Source organism: Exiguobacterium sp. N4-1P (assembly GCF_002214325.1).
Genome location: NZ_CP022238.1, coordinates 360,551 through 383,641, shown reverse-complemented (window position 1 = coordinate 383,641; position 23,091 = coordinate 360,551). Strand labels below are relative to the sequence as shown.

21 protein-coding genes are annotated in these 23,091 nt (G+C 46.7%); 8 read left to right on the top strand and 13 right to left on the bottom strand.

The features are described from left to right. Positions 1-73: 73 nt before the first annotated feature. Complete coding sequence (locus tag A0126_RS18545; RefSeq protein ID WP_029330405.1) at positions 74-787, bottom strand: YebC/PmpR family DNA-binding transcriptional regulator; 714 nt, start codon at positions 785-787, stop codon at positions 74-76. 205 nt (positions 788-992) lie between these two features. On the opposite strand from A0126_RS18545, the gene A0126_RS18540 reads away from it, so the two are divergent. Beyond that, a complete protein-coding gene (locus tag A0126_RS18540; RefSeq protein WP_088837236.1) occupies positions 993-2,774 on the top strand; it encodes a glycoside hydrolase family 13 protein in 1,782 nt (593 codons plus the stop codon). A 43-nt stretch (positions 2,775-2,817) separates the two neighbouring features. On the opposite strand, the gene A0126_RS18535 is transcribed toward A0126_RS18540, so the two are convergent. The 8 genes from A0126_RS18535 to A0126_RS18500 form a co-directional block, all read right to left on the bottom strand. Continuing rightward, a complete protein-coding gene (locus tag A0126_RS18535; protein WP_088837235.1) occupies positions 2,818-4,026 on the bottom strand; it encodes a DUF1015 domain-containing protein in 1,209 nt (402 codons plus the stop codon). 12 nt (positions 4,027-4,038) lie between these two features. After that, positions 4,039-5,196, bottom strand: a complete 1,158-nt coding sequence (locus tag A0126_RS18530; RefSeq protein WP_088837234.1) for a phosphoglycerate dehydrogenase — start codon at positions 5,194-5,196, stop codon at positions 4,039-4,041. Continuing rightward, a complete protein-coding gene (serC, locus tag A0126_RS18525; protein WP_088837233.1) occupies positions 5,197-6,261 on the bottom strand; it encodes a 3-phosphoserine/phosphohydroxythreonine transaminase in 1,065 nt (354 codons plus the stop codon). Positions 6,262-6,619: 358 nt separating this feature from the next. Then, positions 6,620-7,003, bottom strand: coding sequence for a nuclear transport factor 2 family protein (locus A0126_RS18520; protein ID WP_088837232.1), 384 nt, complete (start codon positions 7,001-7,003; stop codon positions 6,620-6,622). Positions 7,004-7,085: 82 nt separating this feature from the next. Further along, entirely contained in the window at positions 7,086-7,286 is a 201-nt protein-coding gene (locus A0126_RS18515) for a cold-shock protein (RefSeq protein ID WP_012370557.1), read from the bottom strand. Positions 7,287-7,486: 200 nt separating this feature from the next. Further along, complete coding sequence (locus tag A0126_RS18510) at positions 7,487-7,687, bottom strand: cold-shock protein (RefSeq protein ID WP_029330387.1); 201 nt, start codon at positions 7,685-7,687, stop codon at positions 7,487-7,489. A 200-nt stretch (positions 7,688-7,887) separates the two neighbouring features. Continuing rightward, a complete protein-coding gene (locus A0126_RS18505) occupies positions 7,888-8,088 on the bottom strand; it encodes a cold-shock protein (RefSeq protein ID WP_029330387.1) in 201 nt (66 codons plus the stop codon). A 261-nt stretch (positions 8,089-8,349) separates the two neighbouring features. Then, positions 8,350-8,604 (bottom strand): RNA polymerase sigma factor, encoded by a 255-nt coding sequence (locus A0126_RS18500; protein WP_088837231.1) that lies wholly within the window; start codon positions 8,602-8,604, stop codon positions 8,350-8,352. A gap of 156 nt (positions 8,605-8,760) precedes the next feature. On the opposite strand from A0126_RS18500, the gene A0126_RS18495 reads away from it, so the two are divergent. The 4 genes from A0126_RS18495 (at position 8,761) to egtD (ending at position 13,569) form a co-directional block, all read left to right on the top strand. Further along, on the top strand, positions 8,761-9,300 hold the full coding sequence (locus tag A0126_RS18495) for a GNAT family N-acetyltransferase (RefSeq protein WP_088837230.1): 540 nt from the start codon (positions 8,761-8,763) through the stop codon (positions 9,298-9,300). Positions 9,301-10,220: 920 nt separating this feature from the next. Continuing rightward, positions 10,221-11,204: a GMP reductase gene (gene guaC, locus A0126_RS18490; protein ID WP_088837229.1), complete on the top strand. Its 984-nt coding sequence runs from the start codon at positions 10,221-10,223 to the stop codon at positions 11,202-11,204. A 132-nt stretch (positions 11,205-11,336) separates the two neighbouring features. After that, positions 11,337-12,605: an ergothioneine biosynthesis protein EgtB gene (gene egtB / locus A0126_RS18485; RefSeq protein ID WP_088837228.1), complete on the top strand. Its 1,269-nt coding sequence runs from the start codon at positions 11,337-11,339 to the stop codon at positions 12,603-12,605. A 1-nt stretch (position 12,606) separates the two neighbouring features. Beyond that, positions 12,607-13,569: an L-histidine N(alpha)-methyltransferase gene (gene egtD, locus A0126_RS18480; RefSeq protein ID WP_088837227.1), complete on the top strand. Its 963-nt coding sequence runs from the start codon at positions 12,607-12,609 to the stop codon at positions 13,567-13,569. A 182-nt stretch (positions 13,570-13,751) separates the two neighbouring features. Here the strand turns inward: egtD and A0126_RS18475 are convergent, their stop codons facing one another. Beyond that, positions 13,752-14,090, bottom strand: a complete 339-nt coding sequence (locus A0126_RS18475; protein WP_088837226.1) for a hypothetical protein — start codon at positions 14,088-14,090, stop codon at positions 13,752-13,754. Positions 14,091-14,115: 25 nt separating this feature from the next. Further along, on the bottom strand, positions 14,116-15,225 hold the full coding sequence (locus tag A0126_RS18470) for an NAD(P)/FAD-dependent oxidoreductase (RefSeq protein ID WP_088837225.1): 1,110 nt from the start codon (positions 15,223-15,225) through the stop codon (positions 14,116-14,118). Positions 15,226-15,497: 272 nt separating this feature from the next. Between A0126_RS18470 and A0126_RS18465 the strand changes: the two genes are divergently transcribed. Together A0126_RS18465 and corA are read left to right on the top strand one after the other, a co-directional pair. Next, positions 15,498-16,046 carry a hypothetical protein gene (locus A0126_RS18465; protein ID WP_088837224.1) on the top strand — a complete coding sequence of 183 codons (549 nt, stop codon included), beginning with the start codon at positions 15,498-15,500 and terminating at the stop codon, positions 16,044-16,046. A gap of 110 nt (positions 16,047-16,156) precedes the next feature. Next, entirely contained in the window at positions 16,157-17,113 is a 957-nt protein-coding gene (gene corA / locus A0126_RS18460) for a magnesium/cobalt transporter CorA (protein WP_088838498.1), read from the top strand. 149 nt (positions 17,114-17,262) lie between these two features. Here corA and A0126_RS18455 read toward each other — a convergent pair whose 3' ends face one another. Both A0126_RS18455 and A0126_RS18450 read right to left on the bottom strand, forming a co-directional pair. Next, a complete protein-coding gene (locus tag A0126_RS18455; protein ID WP_088837223.1) occupies positions 17,263-20,856 on the bottom strand; it encodes a dynamin family protein in 3,594 nt (1,197 codons plus the stop codon). Between the two features lie 130 nt (positions 20,857-20,986). Beyond that, entirely contained in the window at positions 20,987-22,438 is a 1,452-nt protein-coding gene (locus tag A0126_RS18450) for an NAD(P)H-binding protein (protein ID WP_088837222.1), read from the bottom strand. Between the two features lie 185 nt (positions 22,439-22,623). On the opposite strand from A0126_RS18450, the gene A0126_RS18445 reads away from it, so the two are divergent. Continuing rightward, entirely contained in the window at positions 22,624-23,004 is a 381-nt protein-coding gene (locus tag A0126_RS18445) for a hypothetical protein (protein ID WP_088837221.1), read from the top strand. Positions 23,005-23,091 lie beyond the last annotated feature (87 nt).

Below are 23,091 nucleotides of genomic sequence, written 5' to 3'. Positions count from 1 at the left end.
TAATTGGAAGGATAGTTAAACCAAGCGTCAGCTAAAAAAGGAAAAAGCAGCCAAAAGGCTGCTTTTTTATCGTTTAAAGTTCAACGTTATGATAGACCTGTTGCACATCTTCTAAATCTTCGAGTGCATCGACCATTTTTTCGAATTGCTGAACATCTTCTTCAGATAAAGCGACTTCGTTTTGAGCGAGCATAACGAGCTCGGCAACTGAAAATTCCGTCACACCGGCATTTTTTAATGTTTCCTGGACCGTGTGGAATTGATCGGGTTCCGCGTAGATGATAACGGCTTCCTCTTCTTCTAGGATGTCACGGACGTCGATATCCGCTTCCATCATCAATTCAAGAACATCATCCGCCGATTTTCCTTCAAAAGCAAAAATGGCAGTCGCGTCAAACATATAGGCAACGGAACCACTGACACCCATGTTGCCTCCATTTTTCCCAAAGGCAGCCCGCACGTCTGAGGCCGTCCGGTTGACGTTGTTCGTTAATGTCTCGACGATGACCATCGAGCCGCTTGGTCCGAATCCTTCATAACGGAGAACATCGAAGTTCTCTTCCGCGCCGCCTTTTGCTTTTTCAATCGCCCGATCGACGATTGCCCGTGGCACGTTATACGTCTTCGCACGCTCGAGAACAACTTTAAGTGCTTGGTTTGATTCAGGATCCGGTTCACCTTGTTTCGCAGCGACATAAATTTCACGACCGAATTTCGCATAAATCCGGCTGGTGTTTTTGTCTTTCGATGCCTTTTTTTCTTTAATGTTATTCCATTTACGACCCATCAGAATCCACTCTCTCTTTCACATGACTTCGATTTTAGTTGGAAACCAGACGGCTTCCTCTGCGTTATCAGTATACATCAAAAACAGGGAAATACTGAATCAAAATGGTGAGGGAATAGCTGACTTTTTGCGGAAAACGTTTATAAGAGGTACGAAGTCGGGAACAGGAATTAAATCTATAGCTATTCTGAAGGGGTGACGGATCATTAATAAGCAGGCAGTTTTTCACCGGGCGATGTCGCCATATGTCTACAAGTACGATCAAGAAACAGTCCATATCAGGTTGACGACAGCAAAAGGGGATGTCGACCGTATCCGACTGATTCATGGCGATCCATACGAATGGGATGCAGAACGAGAAGAAGATCGGGACTGGAACTTTGATCCGGATAAAGAAAAGTTTTGGAAAACGCAACAAACACCGATGATTCGGACAGGTGCTGACGCGACGCACGACTATTGGTTCGTCGCCATAAAACCGAGTCGAAGACGCGTCCGTTATGGATTCGAGTTGTCGACTGCTGAGGAAACGGCAATCTACACGGAACGGGGATGGTGCGACGAGATTCCGCTTGACCATCCCGGTTATTATTTTGCCGTTCCGTACATCAATGCAGTCGACGTATTCGATGCACCGGCATGGGTCAAAGAGACGGTCTGGTATCAAATTTTCCCTGATCGGTTTGCGAATGGAGACGTTACGAACGACCGACAAGGAACGGTCCCGTGGGCGTCGGAAGCACCGGCTTACGAGAATCACTTTGGTGGCGATTTTCAAGGTGTGATTGACAACATCGGTTATTTGAAAAACTTGGGGATCAACGGGATTTATTTCTGTCCGGTTTTCGCTGCACCCTCCAATCATAAGTACGACACGCTTGACTACTTGAAACTCGATCCTGCATTCGGGACGGAAGAGAAGTTTCGTGAGATGGTCGAATTGTTACATGCGAACGGGATTCGCGTATTACTCGACGCCGTCTTTAATCATGTCAGTGTCGACCACCCGACGTTCCAAGATGTCATCAAGCGGGGGGCTGATTCAGAATATGCCGATTGGTTCATGATTGATTCGTTTCCGATCGAGATGGACCCGCCGAACTATGAAGTATTTGCTTTTGAAGCCAACATGCCGAAGTTGAACACGGCGAATGCAGATGTCAAAGCCTATCTGTTGAAAGTCGGACGATACTGGGTCGAAGAGTTTGGAATTGACGGCTGGCGGCTCGATGTCGCGAGTGAAGTCGATCATGCCTTTTGGCGTGACTTCAGAAAAGAAGTACGTATGGCAAATCCGGAAGCCTATATCGTTGGAGAATGCTGGACGGATTCGCAAGAGTGGTTGTTTGGAGATCAATTTGATGCCGTCATGAACTACGGACTGACGGAAGCGTTCTTGACCTTCTTTGCGACGCGAGAAACGACAGCCTCTGAATTTAGTGATGCCGTCGTCCGGAACTTGAACGGAAACGCGATGAACGTCAACGAGGTGATGTTTAACTTAGTTGGCTCTCACGACACACCACGTGCATTGACACGAGCGGGTGGCGATAAGGAACGGATGCGACTGCTGTTATTATCGCTCTTAACCTTCACGGGAAGTCCTGTCATCTATTATGGTGATGAAATCGGTATGACCGGTGGGCAGGATCCGGCAAACCGGAAATGTATGGAGTGGGATCAAGAAAAACAAGACACAGAACTGCTTAGCTACGTAACGGAATTGATTGCGTTACGAAAAGCCCATCCGGCGCTCGCGAATGAAGCATCGTATGTCTTTGAGCAAATCGATGACGAAAAAAATCAGTTCGTTATCCGGCGCTCCTCACCACATGGGGACTATCTCATCCTCATCAACAATGGGGAGAAAGAAGCGCGGTTCGAATTTTCAGGACGTGCAGTCAACTTACTGGACGGAACAGAGTGGGCTGGTGAAATCAACGTAGGGCCAATCCATGGGACGATCTTACAAATAAAGAATGGATAAGAAAAAGGATTGGCGCAATTTTTGCGCCAATCCTTTTATATTGTCAGCTGAAAAAGCGATGAATCAGTAAACCGCTACGCAGTTTTGGTTCGAACCACGTCGATTTTGGCGGCATGACTTGATTTGCATCCGCGACTTGCATCAAATCCGTCAAGTCGGTCGGATGTAAGTGAAAGGCAACTGCCATCGTCCCGTGATCAACGAGTTGTTCTAGTCCAGCATACCCACGGATGCCACCGACGAATTGAATCCGTGCATCGGTCCGAGGATCTTCAATCCCTAAAAAGGGTGTCAAAAGTTCATGCTGAAGGATAGAGACGTCAAGATTGTCTTTGACAGTCGTCTGTTGCGTCGTGTAATCGAGCGTATACCATTGTTGCTTAAGATACATCTCAAACCGGTGTTTTTGCGTCGTCTCAGCACGACCAACCGTCACGGTGAAGCGTTGACTGATCCGTTCGAGTAATTCGTCGACCGATTGTCCGTAAAGATCTTCGACAGCGCGATGATACCCCATGATCTTTAATTGATCACTTGAGAAGGAGACAGCAAGGAACAGTTGTGCCTCTTCGTTGTCCGGATGTAATTTTGCAACTTTTGATGCCGCTTCTGCCCGGTGATGTCCGTCCGCGATGTACAGTGCGTCATGACGAGCAAACTGACTCCCAATCGTCAGCATGTCAGAGCGATTTGTAATTTTAAAGATTGTATGTTCAATCCCGTCCTCGGTGGTGAACTGATAGAGCGGGACATTCGTACTCTGTTCTGCAACGATTCGATTGAGTTCATCATCCGGTTGATGGGCGAGTAGGATGGGGCCGGTATGTGCCTCTAACGCATCGATTTGACGGACGCGATCTCGCTCCTTATCAGGACGCGTAAATTCGTGTTTACGGATGAAGCCGTCGTCGTAATCAGTTACGGACACGCAACCGACAAAACCTGTTTGGACATGTTCGCCATCACGGAGACGATAGAGGTAATAGCATTCGTCTTCGTCAAGCTTTAGGATTTGACTATCGCGTGCATCCTTGAAGTGGAGGGCAGCTTGTTGATAAACACGCATGTCGTGCTCATCGATTAGATCAGGTAGCGTCACTTCAGCTTTGTCGATCCGAAGGAAGGATAAAGGGCGACGGCGTACCTCGACCCGTCCTTCAGCCCGGTTGAAGACATCATAAGGTAGCGAAGAGAACGTTTCTGCATATTTACTTTGTGGTCGTAGTGCCTGGAAAGGTTCGAATGTTGGCATGAGATCACTCCTTTAAAGTAGTCGCGTTTTTAAGATGCCGGGAATCGCATCGAGCTGTGTCAAGGAAATCGTTTCGTCAAGATGGTTATCGATGTCGATGATCGTATAGGCAATCGGCCCTTTGCTACCGTTAATCATGTTCGCGATGTTAATACGCTCCGTCGCGAGGACAGAAGCAATCTGACCGACCATGTTCGGAATATTTTGATGGGCAATCGTCAAGCGACGTTTACCTGAATCGGCGAGTTCGACTGACGGGAAGTTGACGGAATGACGGATGTTGCCGGTCTCAAGAAACGTTTTTAGCTGATCGACGGCCATGATGGCGCAATTTTCCTCCGCTTCAGCCGTCGATGCCCCGATATGCGGCAACGGGATGACGCGCGGTAATGATAAAATGAAGGCATTCGGGAAATCGGTCACATAGTTCGCGAGGCGACCAGATTTCAGGACGGTTGCGAGTGCAGCTTCATCAATCAACTCACCACGCGAAAAATTAAGTAGCGTCGCACCTTGCTTGACTTTCGACAACAAGCGTTCATCGAGCAGGTGATGTGTTGCATCGACGAGTGGAAGGTGAAGCGTGACATAGTCACTCGTCGCAAGAAGTTCTTCAAGATTCGTCACCCGATGAATTTGATTTGAGACCCGCCATGCGGATTCAATCGACATATGCGGATCGTAACCGGAAACGGTCATCCCTAACTCATGCAGCGTATTAGCAAGATTTGCCCCGATTGCCCCGAGGCCAACGATGCCGATTCGTTTACCTAACAGCTCTGTCCCGACAAATTGCCGCTTGTTGGCTTCGATCCGTTCCGGGATGTCTGGTCCGCGTAAATTATTCGTCCAAAGGATACTCGGTATCAATTTTCGGGCTGTTAAAAAAAGACTGGCGATGACGAGTTCCTTAACGGCATTCGCATTCGCACCGGGCGTCGAAAAGACGGGGATCCCACGATTTGCGAGTTGGTCGAGCGGGATCGTATTGACACCGACGCCAGCACGGGCGACCGCCTTCAAGGAGTCGGCGAACTGCATCCCGTGTAAGTCCTTGCTGCGAACGAGGAAAGCATCTGGTGCCTCAACTTGGCGATGGACGTGGTAATCGTCCGTAAAGCGACTCAGTCCTTTTTCAGACAAATCATTCCACAACTGGATTTGGTACATTTAACGTTCCCCCTGTTCAAATTTACGTAAGACGGATAGTAAAGCTTCGACACCAGTGGTCGGCATCGCGTTATAAAGGCTAGCCCGCATACCGCCGACAGAACGATGTCCTTGTAGGTTCACTAAGCCGTGTCGTTCGGCGTATGCGATAAAGGCATCGTCTAAGGCTTGTTGTCCTGTCGAAAACGGGATGTTCATCAAACTTCGATCTGCGTGAGCGACTTGATTCGAAAACAGGTCGGAGTGGTCGAGCGCATCATAAAGCGAGGCGGCTTGAGCACGGTTGCGTGCCTTGATTGTCTGTAATCCGCCCTCTTGTTTTATCCATTCGAGAACGAGTTTCGTTAAATAAATACTATACGTAGGTGGTGTATTGTAGAGTGAATGGTGTTTCGCATGAACGTTATAACGTAAGTATGAACCGAGAGCAGAAGGTGTCTGCTCGACTAAACTTTTTTTGATGATGACAAGTGTCATACCGGCAGCACCGAGGTTTTTTTGGGCGCCTGCATAGATGACGTCGAACGCGCTGACATCAATCGGTTCTGATAAAATTGATGAAGAAAAATCAGCGACGAGCGGGACGTTGACACGTGGAGCTTCCTGAAAAGTCGTCCCTTCAAGCGTGTTGTTCCATGTCACGTGTAGATAATCGGCATCCGAAGTAAAAGGACCGGCCGGAATCGACCGATAGTGATCGTCTCGGGAAGAGGCGATGATGCGTGTCGATGCATAAGGAGCAGCATCGGCAATCGCCTTTTGCGACCAGCCGCCCGTATCGATGAAGTCGACACGATGAGTCGTCGCAAGGTTCAGTGGCAACATAGAGAATTGGAGCGTTGCGCCACCCTGTAAGAACAAGACATCATAGTCTGACGGCACTTCAAGCAGTTCGCGGACGAGCGACGTTGCATCGTCTAAGATTGCTTCGAATAGGGCGGAGCGATGACTGAGCTCGAGGACAGACTGATGGGACCCTCGATAATTCAATAATTCCGATTGTGCTTTACGTAAGACAGGTTCAGGTAAAACGGCTGGACCTGCGGAAAAGTTAAAAACAGTCATCCAATTCCTTCTTTCTCGTTAATTTTCAGAAAATACATGCAACTTCAGTGTAACGGAATGAAAACGGATTTTCAAATTGCTTTCAGATAGATTTCAAGTACCGAATTCGAATAAATAAAGAGGCTGACTCAAAAGTTGCTCCAAAACCAATTGCAGTGACGGACGGTTCCGGTTTTACGCGGCTTTTACAGAATAAAACGGAAGAGCTCGCACCGTCAGATACAAATAGGCCCGTTTCCCTGTCCATAGTGAGCAGGGAAACGGGCTTTTGTCTCACCCGAGAAAAAGTGAGAGAGCCATTCCTTGTTAAGGCCGTTGATCGTCATCGCAGTAAATGAGAGGAGTGGATCCATGTCATTTAATTTTGATCAAGCGACGTCGCTTGCGAAAAATGCCACTTCCAGCCTGTGTCCGTCAGTTGATAAAGAGAAACGATACGAAAACGTCCTACATAAGACGTCGTCCCATATTGAAACTGGTCTTCTGTCAATGTTTGTACCAAGGCAGTCGTCTCAAAAAGCTCGACAGTCATCGATTCATCTATAGAAGAAACCCATTTTATCAAATCAACGTCAACATAGTGGTCTAAATAAGTTTCTGCGTCGAATTGTCGTCCAAGTCCATCGATGAACGAGAAACTAGGAGTTAAAAGTTCGTTCATCGCTTCTCGGTTTCCAGCCATCAAATGGTCGTGTCTTGCTTGTAAGACATGTTGCAGTTGTTCTTGTGTTGAGAGTTGCATGGAAATTCTCCTTTCTATACGTATGAAGTTTATCATGAATGAAATTAAAAAAAGACCTTGCATCAGCAAGGTCTTAAAAAAATTAAAGTTTAGTAACGTTAGTTGCTTGCGGTCCGCGTTGGCCTTCTTCAACTTCGAAAGAAACCTCTTGACCTTCGTCAAGTGATTTGAAACCATCAGTTTGGATAGCTGAGAAGTGAACGAAAACGTCGTCGCCGCTTTCACGTTCGATGAAGCCAAAACCTTTTTCTGCGTTAAACCATTTTACTTTACCTTGTTCCATGTGTGTTGCCTCCTGCGTGTGACTGAGTCACACTGATTATTACTACCGTGATCAATTTCATCGAGTTAAAAGTGTAACCTTTTTATCTCCACCGAACAACAATAATTACTTAATAATATACCATGGATCGATTGAAAAAGAAAGGGGAGATAAAAAAGAATTAAAAAAGAGGATTTGCATCAGCAAATCCTCTAAGGAAATTAAAGTTTAGTAACGTTAGTTGCTTGCGGTCCGCGTTGACCTTCTTCAACTTCGAAAGAAACCTCTTGACCTTCGTCAAGTGATTTGAAGCCATCAGTTTGGATAGCTGAGAAGTGAACGAAAACGTCGTCGCCGCTTTCACGTTCGATGAAGCCAAAACCTTTTTCTGCGTTAAACCATTTTACTGTACCTTGTTCCATGTGTGTTGCCTCCTGCGTGCGACTAAGTCACACTGATTATTACTACCGTGATCAATTTCATCGAGTTAAAGCGTAAACTTTGTATCTCCACCGAACAACAATAATTACTTAATAATATACCATGCTCATCGGAAGAAAGAAAGGGTAATTTCAAAAAAAATAAAAAAAGAGGATTTGCATCAGCAAATCCTCTAAGGAAATTAAAGTTTAGTAACGTTAGTTGCTTGCGGTCCGCGTTGGCCTTCTTCAACTTCGAAAGAAACCTCTTGACCTTCGTCAAGTGATTTGAAGCCATCAGTTTGGATAGCTGAGAAGTGAACGAAAACGTCGTCGCCGCTTTCACGTTCGATAAAGCCAAAACCTTTTTCTGCGTTAAACCATTTTACTGTACCTTGTTCCATGTGTGTTGCCTCCTGCGTGCGACTGAGTCACACTGATTATTACTACCGTGATCAATTTCATCGAGTTAAAGCGTAAACTTTGTATCTCCACCGAACAACAATAATTACTTAATAATATAGCATGCCTTCGAAAAAAAAGGAAGGAATAAACAGAAATATCGTTAACTTTTGTTAAAAAACTTGAAATGACTTCAGATGTACTTAAATTTTAAAGGGTTCGGCGTCAACCTAACGAATAAAAGTGGCAAGGTCTGTTTGTAATCAATGGACAGGCTGATGAGGGTGTCGGACGTGCTTAATTGCTGCCATGACATAACCGTGAATGGAAGCATGCCGGCGTGGCTCCGTCCAAACGGCTTTAAAAATATGTGTCAACGTCCGTTGAATCCGTGTTTCATCCGTTGTCACGCGTCTAAGTAGAAGGTAAAGAGAAGTTTCATACCGATCGTAAAGTAACTCGAGGGCATGACTATTTTTTAATTCGATTTGTTCGAATAGTTCTTGGTCTGTCTTCATGCTCTCCTCCTTAATGTCATGTCGTTAAATGATTGTCATTGAATTGTCATCTGTTCTGCTTAGGTTGTTTTCCCCAAGACATAATAATCAAACGTTTAAACTGTTTAACTTCAAGATATTTATAGGGCGTGTTACTTAAAAAGGAGCTGTTTAAGGATGAGTCGTGTTTTTATTAGACCTTATATAGAAGAAGATGCATTAGAATTGCTGGAACTGAACGTACGAAACCGGGGGCACTTTGAATTTTGGATGCCACTTAAGCCGAAAGAAGATCAATATTCACTTGGAGCCCACCAAGAACGGATTCGTCAAACATTACAAAAGATGCAAGATGATCGTTACTATGCGTTTGGTGTTTTCCTGAAGGAGAACAATGCATTAATCGGCGAAGTATCTGCTTCGTTCATTGAACGGTTTCCGGCTGAAACATGTATGATCGGCTATCAACTTGATCGAAATTACAATGGTCAAGGATTGATGGCTGAAGCGGTCATTCAAGCAGTTGCACTGCTCTTTGACAAGTATGCATTTCATCGGTTACGAGCGGAAGTGATGCCTGAGAACATTGGATCGAGCCGTGTTCTCGAAAAAGTAGGCTTTCGAAGAGAGGGACTTGCTAGGAAAAGTCTATATATTAATGGAAACTGGGAAGACTTCACGATGTTCGCACTATTAAAAGAAGAATTTTTAGTGTGAGGAGAAAATGATTGTTGTCGATGTCGACGTAGTATAGTGCATGGTGCAAAAAACTAAAACGCCATTACTTTTTAGTCTTTTGTCGTCGCGATCATCCGCGGGTACAATCGAATAAGGTGAACCTCTGTGTATGCAGTCATTCGCACGTTATATGAAGAAACTGGATTATTCATTCGACTAACACGCCTGATTGGCTGTTTTAATGGTGAATCGCTTGAATGGACGTACTTTCATTTTGAAGAACGACTATCATTCGCTAGACTGTAGACAACGTGCTATCGGGAGATACAGCGTCTTTTTTCGTTGCTTTCCTCGGACGAGGCGCGCCATTGCTCCTTGGATCCTAGCGGACGACGAGCAGGGTCTTGCCTGCCTCTGAAAGTGCGTTAAAAACGTACTTTGCCCCGTAGGAGTCAACGAAACATGACGATTTTCAGGCAATACCGTGACAGAAATCCAGTCATGCAGACAGTTTAGAGCGCAATCCGTCTCGAATCGCTTTAGACCGCGAAAAGCAATCGGTCGCGACCCTTCAGCTTTGCTGTAGCGGCGCGATCAGTTGCCGCTTTGAAGACGAGGCGAGACAGGGAAGCGCGAACGGATTGCCTCTCGTTATAGCCTGTTCACGCTTCATAAGAGTTTGTCTACACGCTCATTCGCGTTGCATGATCTAACATCGATTTTCATCCGAAATTCAAAATTAAGATATTTTGACTGGTGAAAAGACTGATTAGAGCGATTAAGACATAAAATCGAATGAAAAAACGAACGATAACTCATTTATAAGATAAAAACATTTGTTTTTAGATGACAAATTACTCTAAATCCTTTGACATGACATTCTGCATTCGATATAGTGTTCAAGTACGAACGATTATAAACGATAGTTTAAAAAATATTCGTTATTTGGAGTGTTGAAAATGGATGTAGTATTTGATTATGAAGATATTCAATTGATTCCCGCAAAGTCAATCGTTGGCAGTCGATCTGAGTGTGATACGACGGTCGAGTTTGGTGGAAGACGATTCAAACTGCCGGTCGTCCCGGCGAACATGCAAACCATCATCGATGAATCGATTGCGACGTACTTAGCCGAAAATGGTTATTTCTATATTATGCATCGCTTTGAACCAGAAAAACGGCGGACGTTCGTTGAGACGATGCAAGCAAAAAACTTAATCGCGTCGATTAGTGTCGGCGTCAAGATCGAAGAATACGTGTTCATCGAAGAACTCGCACAGGCAGGGCTCGTGCCGGAGTATATTACGATTGACATCGCGCATGGTCATTCAGACGCAGTCATTCAAATGATTCAGCACATTAAACGATTTTTACCGAACAGTTTCGTCATCGCCGGAAATGTCGGAACGCCGGAAGCTGTCCGTGAACTTGAGAATGCAGGTGCGGATGCGACGAAAGTCGGAATCGGACCCGGGAAAGTCTGCATCACGAAGATTAAAACAGGATTCGGAACAGGCGGTTGGCAACTGGCAGCACTTCGTTGGTGCGCTAAAGCTGCGAGCAAGCCGATCATCGCGGATGGAGGAATTCGGACACACGGTGATATTGCGAAATCCGTCCGTTTTGGTGCGACGATGGTCATGATCGGTTCATTGTTTGCCGGGCACGAAGAATCGCCTGGTGAGACGCATGAAGTCGATGGTGTCCGCGTCAAAGAATACTTTGGTTCGGCATCAGAGTTCCAAAAAGGTGAAAAAAAGAACGTCGAGGGGAAAAAGATGTTTGTTGAGCATAAAGGGAGCTTAGCCGATACATTGACGGAGATGGAGCAAGATTTGCAATCGTCGATCTCGTACGCCGGAGGAAATAAACTGCAAGCGATTCGGACGGTCGACTATGTCGTCGTCAAGAACTCAATCTTTAATGGGGATAAAGTATTTTAAGGCAATTAAAAGTAGAAAAAGCAGACGGTCTTGACGACGTCTGCTTTTTTTTTGCATACTTCCCATAAAAACAGGGTAATAGTTAAATGGTTATTTTTTCAGAAAATTACATTAAAAGGGGTGGCATAGCATATGAACACAGAAACGACAACGTACTTAATCGAAAAGTTTACGCGAGTCCGTGATAAGACAATTGAATTGATTGATCCACTTGAACCAGAAGATTTCGTAATCCAAGCAAGTGCTGATGTAAGTCCGGCTAAATGGCATATCGCGCATACGACATGGTTTTTCGAACGGATGATTTTACAGGAATACGATGCAGCGTATCAAGTGTTTAATCCACAGTTCAATTATCTGTTCAATTCGTATTACAACTCAATCGGTCCGTATCAACCGCGCCATCAAAGAGGTGTCTTGTCGCGGCCGACTGTAAGTGAAATCATCGCCTACCGCTCGTACGTCGATGCGGCAATCGATACGTTCTTGAGACAAGATCGCGACGCGGCGAGTCAAAAGAAAATTGAAGGTTTGATTGAGATGGGATTACAACATGAACAGCAGCACCAGGAACTTATTTTGATGGATATGAAATTTAACTTGTTCGTCAATCCCTTGTTACCGGCCTATCAAAATAAAGCGGTCGTGCCGACTGCTGAAACCAATGTCAGTCCTGCTTACAAAACATTCGATGGAGGATTGATTGAAATCGGCCATGATGGGACCGGCTTTGCGTTTGACAACGAAAGTCCTGTCCATAAAGTATGGTTGAATCCATTTGAACTGGCAACTGCGCCCGTGACGAACGGGGAATACTTAGCTTTCATCGAAGCTGGAGGTTATGAGACGTCTGAATATTGGCTTTCTGACGGGTACCAAGCCATCAAGCAACTCGGCTGGAAAGCACCGCTCTACTGGATGAAGGATGAGTCGGGGGACTGGTCTGTCTTCACATTAAGTGGTGTCGAACCACTCGCACTCGACGAACCGGTTTGTCACGTCAGCTTTTATGAGGCGGATGCTTATAGTCGCTGGAAAGGAAAACGTCTCCCGACGGAAGCGGAGTGGGAGCATGCGGCAAAAACGGTCGCAAGACAAGGGAACATGATGGGACGAGGAACGTATCATCCGGCATCGGTTGTACGGGCCGAGCACGAATTGACAGGAATGTTTGGTGACGTTTGGGAATGGACGGCCAGTGCCTATTCATCATACCCGGGCAGTCGACCGCTTGAAGGAGCACTAGGTGAATACAATGCAAAGTTCATGTCTAACCAGATGGTGTTACGGGGTGGCGCGTGTGTGACGCCGGACGATCACATCCGTGAGACGTACCGTAATTTCTTCCCGCCGGATAAACGGTGGCAATTCAGTGGGTTCCGTTTGGCAGGTGACCTGTAAGATGAGTCAGCAAGTGAAAAGCTTTGATTTATATACGACGCAGCAAAATATGTTAGAAGAAGTCATAGCTGGTTTATCGAAACCGGCTAAAACGCTTCACGCCAAGTATTTTTACGATCAAACGGGGTCGGAACTGTTCGAGCAGATTACGCAACAACCGGAATATTATCCGACGCGCACTGAACTCGAGATTTTGACGACGCACCAAACGACGATTGCAGATAAGATTGGTCCTGTCCATACATTGATTGAGTATGGGAGTGGCAGTAGTCGGAAAATCAAAAGTCTGCTCAGTTCGCTGCACGGGTTGGAAGAATATGTCCCAATCGATATCTCGAAGGACTATTTACTACAGTCGGCGGCGGAGTTGTCTAAAGATTATCCAAATCTCTCGATTAAAGCGGTTTGTGGCGACTATTCGACACCGATCACACTACCGGTCGACCGCGCACTGAAAAAAGTTATCTTCTTCCCGGGATCGACGATTGGTAACTTTGATCCGGCGGAGGCGATGGAGTTCTTGCGCCATTCATCTCATTTACTCGAAGTGGGAGACGGCTTTTTAATCGGTGTCGATACGAAAAAAAATCCGGACATTCTTCATCGGGCGTATAACGATATGGCCGGCGTCACGGAAGCGTTCAACTTAAACATCCTGACCCACATCAATCGTGTCTTAGATGGAACATTTGATCAAACAAGGTTTGAGCATGTAGCATTTTATAATGAGGCGCAAGGTCGAATCGAGATGCACATCCGCAGTCGGATTGACCAGATCGTACAAATCAACGGTCAGCCGTTTACGTTCCAGGAAGGTGAAACGATTCATACAGAAAATTCTTACAAATATAGCATCGAAGAATTTCAGCAGTTGGCAGGTAAAAGTGGCTTTCGGGCCGTCACTTACTGGACGGACGCCAATCATCACTTCAGCGTCCATTACCTTGAGAAGACGAACGGCTAACGCGATCATGACGATGGAAGAAAGGCTGGCACACCGCTAACTGACGATAAAATAGAAGGGATTGCCATCTTAAAGTTGATGGGCAATCCCTTCTATTTGCGTGTAGATAAAGTTGCATTGGATTTTCCGCTTGAAACTGTTTAACCGAAAAGACGCGGCATGCAGAACTATCAGGCGAAGTCTCAGCTGACGCGACTTCCGTCCGGAATTGGATGTTCCGGACATACGAGGACGGGCATCAGTTGATCGAGCGGACCGAGTTCAAGGATACGACCTGTGAAACCGGCGCGTACGCCCTCGACGTTCAGGATCGCGATGGCTTGTTTCCCTAAAATTTCTTCATAGTCGAACCGGGTTTCGACCCAGTCGAGTAAAAAAGAGTGATCGTGTCCATCGAAGTCGACCGTCACGTTGAGAAGGTGTGTTTCATTCTCGTCACGGATGAGAGAACGAATCGTCCCGACACGAATATCTAACGCGGTAAAGGTTTCGACGGGTACAAATGGTTTAATCGGATCCATGGGTCATCTCCTATCGTCAAACAAATTAGTTGTGATAAGTCGGAACGTAATCACTTAACGGAATCTCGAGCGGTTGATTTAACGCCAGTTCTGCGAGCTCGCGTCCGAGATAAGGGCCGATCGTCAATCCGGATGCACCGAGGCCGTTCGCGATGAAAACGTTCGGGTGAGCATCGAGTGAGGCGATGACCGGTAACGAATTACTCGTGTAGGGACGTAGACCAACCCGCATTTCATAGATGTTCGTTTCTTCGAGTCGTGGTGCGACAGGGAGGGCACGCGTTAAGAGCGCATGCATCCCTTTGACGGTCGGTTGTAAGTTGTAATCAAGTTGTTTTTCATGGGTCGAACCTAAAGCAAGGCGACCATCTTCCGTCGACACGAGATAGAGTCCACGTTGCCCCATGATGACGGGCCAATGTTTCGTTTTCATTTCCTCTAAATCAAGATGAAGGATTTGTCCTTTTTCCGTCCGGATATCGAGTTCGAGCTTGAGCGGACGTAACAATTCATTGATCCAGACCCCAGCCGTCAAAATCACGTGCTTCGCGTAATGCGGTTGTCCATCGATTGAAATACCTTTCACTTGTCCTGTTTCGATGAGTAATTCAGCATCCGCATCAATAACGGTCGCCCCGTAATGGATTGCCGCCCGCTCGAGTGCGCCACGCAAGGCACGACCATCGACGCGAGCCCCGCCGGAGACGAACAACGCGTCTTCGACAGTATCGATCAATGGAAATAGAGATTTGACCTGAGAAGCGTCGAGTCGTTCGATGCGTCCGATGCCTGGGGCTTCCGGGAAACGATTTTCAGCAATCGTATTCATCTTCTCGATTTTTGATGATTCATGTAGCGCGATCGTGCCCACTTTTCGGTACCCGGTCGCGGTTTCGCCAAGCGCTTCCAGTTCTTCGATTAACGTATCGTAATAGTGAGCGCCATTATTTGCTAAGCGGTACCAGGCTTTATTGCGACGTTGTGTCATCCAGGGGCAGATGATGCCGGCTGCTGCATCGGTTGCGCGTCCGCTCTCTTTTCGGTCAATCAAAAGCACGGTCGCCCCTTGTTTTGATAGGTGATAGGCTGTCGATGCACCGAGAATACCGGCGCCGACGATGATGTGTGTGTACATGTCAATTCAACTCTTTTCTAATGACGGTCTTTCTTTAGTCTAAAGAAAAAAGGGCAAAGCGACAAATCTAAATTCAAATGTGTCATTGAAGTGTGGGGAATGATGGGAAATCGAATCTTTTTTTCGGAATATTTCGTATACTTTACATACGGACGCGTATAATTGCAAAATAGACGATTAGAAACCGTCCAATCAGGAAAGATACCCTTATAGGCATCACGTCCCGACATCAATGGCTTAGCACTCAGTCACTTTTGAAGGAGGGGAAGGCAATGAACATTAGTCAAACCATCGTACGCAAACGCTACACGGACCACACTTTGTTTTATTCCGCCATCCTGATCTGGAAGTTGCTCTTCTTCTTACCCTTATTGATGTTCATGAATAGTGGCTCCGACAATGTATTCCAACTTTATTTCGTACCGTACTTGACCGTGATCATTTTGTTCCGGGTCATGACATATTACGCGACGTATAAAGCTTCCTTCATGGAGATGACGGAGATGGGGCTGTCTGTTTTCCTCATCATCGCCGATCTTTATATCATCGCGCTCTTCCAAATTCCGCTTCCATTCGGAATGATCATCATGTTATTTTCGATTCTCCATTTTAGCGCCGCATTTAGCCGTTTTCGTTGGTTTCGGCGCCGTATGTGGTTGAACCGCCATCTTGAAATACTCAATTACTTGACGGATCATGGTGAAACGCCGATCAAGATTGCTGTCGTCTCGGAAGATGAGATGCTCGTGACAACGAAAAGTGGGAAAGAATTCACATATCGCCAAGTCTATTGGAGTGGCTTTTATTTTGAACGCGGGTGAACGATTAAGGACTGTGTTGCTAATTGGCGCAAGTCCTTTTTTTGATGATGGCTATTTAAGGTCGGTTTTGCCATACTAAAGTGAGAAAATAGCAAGGAAGGTGTTCATTGGTGATTCGTGCCCTTATTGTCACACAGGACAATCATGTTTTCGTCGATACGAATCTCGATCGCTTAACGCGGTCGGACATTAAGTGGTATTTCGTTGATTTCGACCAACCGACAGAACAGGAGAAACAGTTACTCGTCTCCTCGTTTACGTTTCATCCGCTCGCGATAGAAGATTGTTTTCAATACTTACAGCGACCGAAACTCGAATATTATGACGGGTACAGTTTTTTTGTATTGCATGCGGTTGAAGAACCTTCGTTAAAAGGGAAAGAAATCAATCTATTTGCGAGTGAACAATACGTCATTTCGTATCATGAGCAGGCGTCACGGGAAGTGGACTTCGTGTTTCGGGCATTTCAAAAATTGACAGGGCATGAAGAACATCTAACGGTCGAAGTTGTCCATAAAATCATGGATAAAATCGTCGACGGGTATTTCCCGATCGTTCATAACCTGGAAGACCGCATTTTTTCACTCGAAGGTCGATATGAACAAGCAGGCAATGACAAACAAATCATGGAAGATATCTTTGACATCCGCTCAGACTTGCTTGAACTCGCACGGACGGTCTTACCGATGCGGGATTTACTGTATCGGGTCATCGAATCGAAACGACTGGCGATTCATCCGAACAAACAAGCATTTTTCCGTGACATCTACGACCATTTGCTGAAGTTAAACGACATGATTGAATACAATCGGGCGATGACGTCGGAATTCCGGGAAAACTTCATATCTTTGAACTCCTACCGCATGAATAACATCATGAAAACGTTGACGATCTTTACGACGATTTTCATGCCGTTGACGTTCATCGCCGGCATCTACGGGATGAACTTTCAATATATGCCCGAGCTGACGGTCCGCTATGGTTACTTCATTACGCTTGGCGTGATGGTGCTCGTCGCAATCGGGATGACGGTTTATTTTATCCGAAATCACTGGTTTGAAGAGTAGGCGTGAGAAATCGTTGTTCCTTTCCCGCCGGTCACACAAAAAACGCCGATGTTTCCGTTTTACACACGGGGACAGCGGCGTTTTCCATTGTATAGTCTTCTCATTCATGACGGATACCTGAACAAATCTTAAAGCGTCAGCCCACTGTTTTAGTGAACCGATTGCTCAAATACGTCATGCAGTTTCGCTTGGGCAGCCTTGAATGAGTCCAGTGGATGCGCATCCGTCAAAGTCGAACGTTCCGTCTCAATTTGGCTCAATAATGTCTCTGTCCATTCGGCATAGAGTGTCGCGAAGACCTCGTCGAGATGTTGCTCCGTTAGATGACGAAGGCGCGACTCTTCGCCTTCGAGATAACTAACGGCATCCGGTTTCGTCAACGCGACCAGCGCGTCTTTTAAGTGCTCCTTCTCGTTCCGTTCGAAGAAAGCCTTTGCGTTCCGGAAGTAGCTTTTGACGGAACGGTATTTCGTGTCATCTTGGAACGGACCGCTGAACGTCATCGGAGGTAGCGTTGGCGGATCGAGTGGTGATAGTTGGAACGACGGGTTCAGTTTCGCAGCATACATCGCCTCTTTGTCAAGACGCTTTGCGATGGCACGTTGGACCCAGCTATCGATCCGGAAATGGGTGACACGTAATTCTTGTTCAAAATCATACCGCAAAAATCCGAGTAATTCGATGAGTGCTTGTTGCAAAGCGACTGCTTTCGTCGCGTTCGCAAACCGGACCGGATGATAGGCTTCCTTGAAAAAGTCTGGGAAGCGGTAATAGATGCGTTGATTGACGTGATGTAACAATTCATGAATCTCAGCAAATAGCTCATGGTGAACGAGTTCGACCCGACCGTTCGAGAAGTGTGCCGTGATCTCTTGTTCGAGCGCATCGAGTTCCGTCAATCGGGCATCTTTTCTGGCAATGTTCCGTTCTGTCTGATCAATCAATTGATTAAGGCGGTAAATTGTCTTGTCCGTCTCTTCCGTCAAGGATTGAAGCGCGAGCCCTTTCAAATCATGGTTCAAGAAGTGATGGAAGGCTTGTTCGAACGAATCGATGCCGGATTGTTCATCAATCCCTTGTTGTTTCTCGGCAAGGGCGTTGAGGCTCGAGACGCCGAACAGGCGTGGTGCACGGATGCCGAACCGTTTTAGTTCCGTGCCGACATAGTGTAGGACATCTTGCTGTTCCGCTGTCGAAGTTGCGAGATCAATCGCATTGACGACGAAAAACATTTTGTCGAGCTCGAATGCATCCTTAACCCGGCCAAGTTGAATCAAAAATTCACGATCGGCTCGGGCGAAGGCGTGATTGTAGTAGGTGACGAACAGAATCGCATCCGCATTTTTAATGTATTCAAATGCGACGTCCGTATGCCGGGCATTGATGGAATCGGCACCCGGTGTATCGACGAGCGTGATTCCGAGACGTGTCAACGGGCTGTCGAAATACAGGTCGATTACATCGACGAAACAACTGAGGTGTTCCTGTGCGACATACTCCTCGAATGCCGATTGATCGACTGTCTGTTCTGTACCGATGAAAGGTTCGACCGTCGGATATCCTTTTAGGAACGCGCGTAAGAAAGAGGCAACGTTCAAGTCGCTTGTCGTCCGTTCGCGCAACCATGTGACGACGGCAGTGACTGACGGCATCGTTGCGTCAAACGTTTGCAGGGCTTCGTTCAAGTCGTTGAGAAGGTCAGTCTCCGATTTAAACCGGATCGTTGCGGTCCCGTGGACATGCGTCGCCGTGACCGGTTTAATCCGATTGATGGATGCCGTCGTCGGGTTCGGTGAGACCGGTAGGACACGATGACCGAGCAAAGCATTACAAAACGAAGATTTGCCGGCGCTGAAAGCACCGAATAAGGCAATCGTAAAGTCGCTTGTCGTCACGCGCGCAAGCTTTTGTTGCAAATACTTCGTAGCGTCCTCGAACCCGCGAACACCGGAGAGAATGGTCTGGATTTGCTGCATCTCTTCTAATGTATAACGGGATGGGACAGCTTGAAGCGTTTCTTCATGCGTAGTCTCCATCTCTTGTGTCACGACTGGATTGATCCCTGTAAACGTCTCAATGTCGAGCGTCGCCTGCGTAAGCTGCGTACGCCACTGTTCTAGTTGCTCACGTGCCGCTGTCATATCGTCAGTGGTCGGTTCGTTCGCTCGTTCGAGGTAGCTTATTAACACCTGTTCCGCATTCTTGAACGTTGTCATCACGTCACATTTTTGTTCGAGCGTTTCAAATTCAGCTTGAAGCGTCGCTTTCGCAGGGATGTTTTCATGCGTCAACTCCTGGCGGACCGCTTCTCGCCAATGGTTCGTTTCCTTGACGTACCAAGCACTGACCGATGCAACGACCCGATTCGTGAATTGCAAGACCGATTCCCCGGTAATCGTGATGCCGTCTTGAAGTGCTTCCTCAATGACGGCTAACGGTGGATCAAGTGGGAGTTGATCGATTCGTAACGAGTGCTCGTCAGACAGCAAATCAATTTCCGCTAGCGATTGTTTCATAAGTTTTCGAAGGTGAAGCGCAATTTCAGAAGCAGTGACAGACTGGAGAGCGCGCAGGACATCGTCAGCGATGACTTGTTGCGCCGCCTGTGTTTTTTTAGCGCTCCGGAACAATCCGACCTTGAATGCAGGTTGCCGAGATTCGAGGAACGTTTTCATCTTTTCGCGCAATTCAAACGGCATCAGCGTCGCATTGCGAAGTAAACTTTCCCGGTGTGCCGAAAAACGGCTGCTCCATTGTTCAGGAGCAAACAGGGTCAATTGATGTTTGACTTGTGCATGCCGGTCAAACACACGCTCCGCTTCTGCGCGTTCGGTCGCCGAGACCGTATCCCGCATCGCGTCAGATGCTTCTTCAATCATGTCTTCTAAATAGTTGATGTGTTCCTGGTGTAAGACCTCGAGCGTCGTTTGAGCGGATTCGATCAATTTCGGCTGGGCGTCACGAATACTTTGGTCGACCAATCGCTTGACGGCAGAAAAGTCGTTCCCCGCGAATTCCGGCTCACGCAGGCTCGTGAAGAAAATGCCTTTCGGCTGAACACCATGCTCAGTAAACGATTTTTCGACGGATCGTTTAAAGGCATCGAATGACAGCTCGGATGTTTGGTGTTTGTCGATTTGATTGACGATTAAATAGAGTTCAGGAACAGAAGCGAGCAAGTCTTTTGTGACGCTGAAGTTCAGTTCAGATTGGACATGGTTATAGTCCATGACATAAAAGATTAAGTCGGCGACATGTAACGCCGATTCAGTCGAAATCCGGTGGGCGTCATCAACGGAGTCGACGCCTGGCGTATCCATCAGGACGAGACCAGGTGGTAAAGTGGATGTCGCATGGGTGATGTCGATTTGTTGGACGGTGCCGTCACGGCCGAAATGGCGTAAGTGTTGCAAATCATCTTCCGAGGCTAGACGGACTGCTTTTCGATCATGGAAGGAAACAATCGCTTCGTTGGTCTCGCCTTGACGAAGCGTGACGATATTTGCACTCGTCGGAATGGGACTCGTCGGGAGAATGGATTCGCCCGTCAAGGCATTGATCATACTGGATTTACCGGCAGAAAAATGACCGGCGAAGGCAATCGTATAGTCGCGTCGTAATAACTTCTTTGAAAATGTATCTAATTTATCGAGTCGGAGCTGATCGCGTGAAGGTTGAATCAGTGTCGCGAGAAGCGCCGTCGCTTCCAGGTGGTTCGTCAATCGTTCTTCAAATGAGCGCATGCAAATTGTAACCCCTTTCTTACAGTCAATTGTAAGTGTATCATGTTTATTTTGCTTTCGTCATCTTACGGTTGCACACGAAAAAAGAGGCGCTCACGAATCGTGAGAAGCCTCTAAAAACAGTGCTGATTCAGTTCGGTTCCGGAACGATCATGTCTGATTCGTCGGGCTGTTCTTCTGTCGTCTGCATCAAGCGTAGCAGGTGCAGTTTAAAGAGATACATGACGATGAGATGGACATTCGCCTGGGTCGTTTTATAGAGCAACCATGGTAATGCGGGAACATATTCATGAATCGCGATGATACACTCTTGCGAACCCGGGATTTGCCGGAACTCGATGCGTCCATTGCTATCTTCTTTAACTTGAGCAAACAAGCCGCCCGTAATTCGGTACGTTGCCTGTTGATCGTCTTCGAATGGTTCTTTCGTCAGTTCAAGCAACGGGGCGTCAAGCAACGGAACATGAATCCGAACGACTGTTTCTTCCGCTGTCTTCGATGTAAGAAAAGGTTTCGCGAACGTCGATAACCAATCGACATAATTGTCGGCAGCCCAGTTCGCGTTCCGGTCGTCTGGAAGACGGACACGTTGGACGGACCGGACATCAAGCGTTTGTGATTTCTGGTGCGATGAAGAGCTTCCTGATTTTTTTGATTTCGACTCTTCTTCTTCTTCTTCCATCGCCATCCGTACGGATTGCTCGAATGAAATTTTTCCGTCACTGATGCCCTCGACCATCTTGTCGGGATCCGCCACCATCTCATGGACCATACTTTCGACGAGCGGATAAACGGTTTCTTTCGGTTCTCCAGAGATGAGTGTCACCCAAAGCCGCGACAATTTGACGGTCATCAACGGTAAGTCGAAGGTCGGTTGTTTTTTGTCCATTACTTCCGCCGTCTTCAAAATCATTTCCTTGTACGTCATCGCTTCCGGACCGCCGATATCGATGGCACGATCCTTGAGGTCCTCGCGGTCGACGCTAGATCCGAGCGCATGAATGACGTCCGGTAGCGCGACGGGATGTGTTTTGTTACGCGTCCAGCGCGGGAGAAGCATGACGGGAAGTCGTTTGACGAGTTTTGACAGAATCGGGAACGAAGACCCTTTCGGACCGACGATGAGCGCAGCGCGGATCGTCGTGACCGGTGTACCGTATGCACCGAGGACGCGCTCGACCTCAAGGCGACTTTTAAGATGACGTGATAAATTTTCCGTCTCGTCCGGAATGATGCCACTTAAGTAAACAATCTGCTGGATGCCGTTTGCTTTTGCAGCGCGTGCGTAATTGTCGGCTAAAATCAAGTCCATGTCTTCAAATGAGCCTTGCGTCAACTTTGCTGACGGCATCATCGAGTGGACGAGGTAGATTGCGATGTCTGCTCCTTTTAATCCGGCTGTCGTATCCGCTAACGAAAAAAGGTCACACGAACGCCATTCGACATTCGCTTCATCTTCCTTATCGTCACCATTGCGTGACAAGGCAATGACGTCGTACTTTTTCTTCAACTCATTTAGTAGGTTATGTCCGATATAGCCTGTCGCACCGGCAAGTGCCAGGCGTTTACGTGGTTGCGTCATGTCAATTCCTCCTCATTAACTGCTTACTACAAAGATTTACCCAAACGACCTGCGATTTAATCAAACGAATGTTATAGTTAAAAACAAATGCTTCATCTTTTTAAAACAGGGAAAACAAATAAAGAAGATTTGCGCACTGTTTTGGAGGGATGGACAGTATCATTTTTTAGGGGAGGGAGACGGATATGAATGCTGTCTGTTTTTTGGACGAACGTCATCATACACGTTACCAAATGATATTGAAGCGATTGAATGCACGAAACCGTAAAAAGTATTCTTTTCAATCAATCTTATTTTTAGCGACGGGTAATCTAGCACTTATGCAATTGTTCAGTGACTATTTTTTTCCGGAGACGGGTGAATTTTTTTACCAAGAATTATTAGCGGAACCTGTCGAAGATTTAACCGTCGATGTCGAACGTCAATTACTCGTTCAGTTGTATAACGGCAGGACGACGTTGACGATCATGGAGATCATCGATCAGTTAGAAGAAACGGAGTTAGAGCTCGTCCTCGGAGCCATCCAAATCCGGTCATTCGGAAATCAAAACATGCAAGTACACTAAAGAAGGTAGCCGTTGTCAGATGGACTTCGGTTATCTTTTTTTGTCATTTCAAGGACCGTTAACTTACATTTGTGAACTGAAGTTATT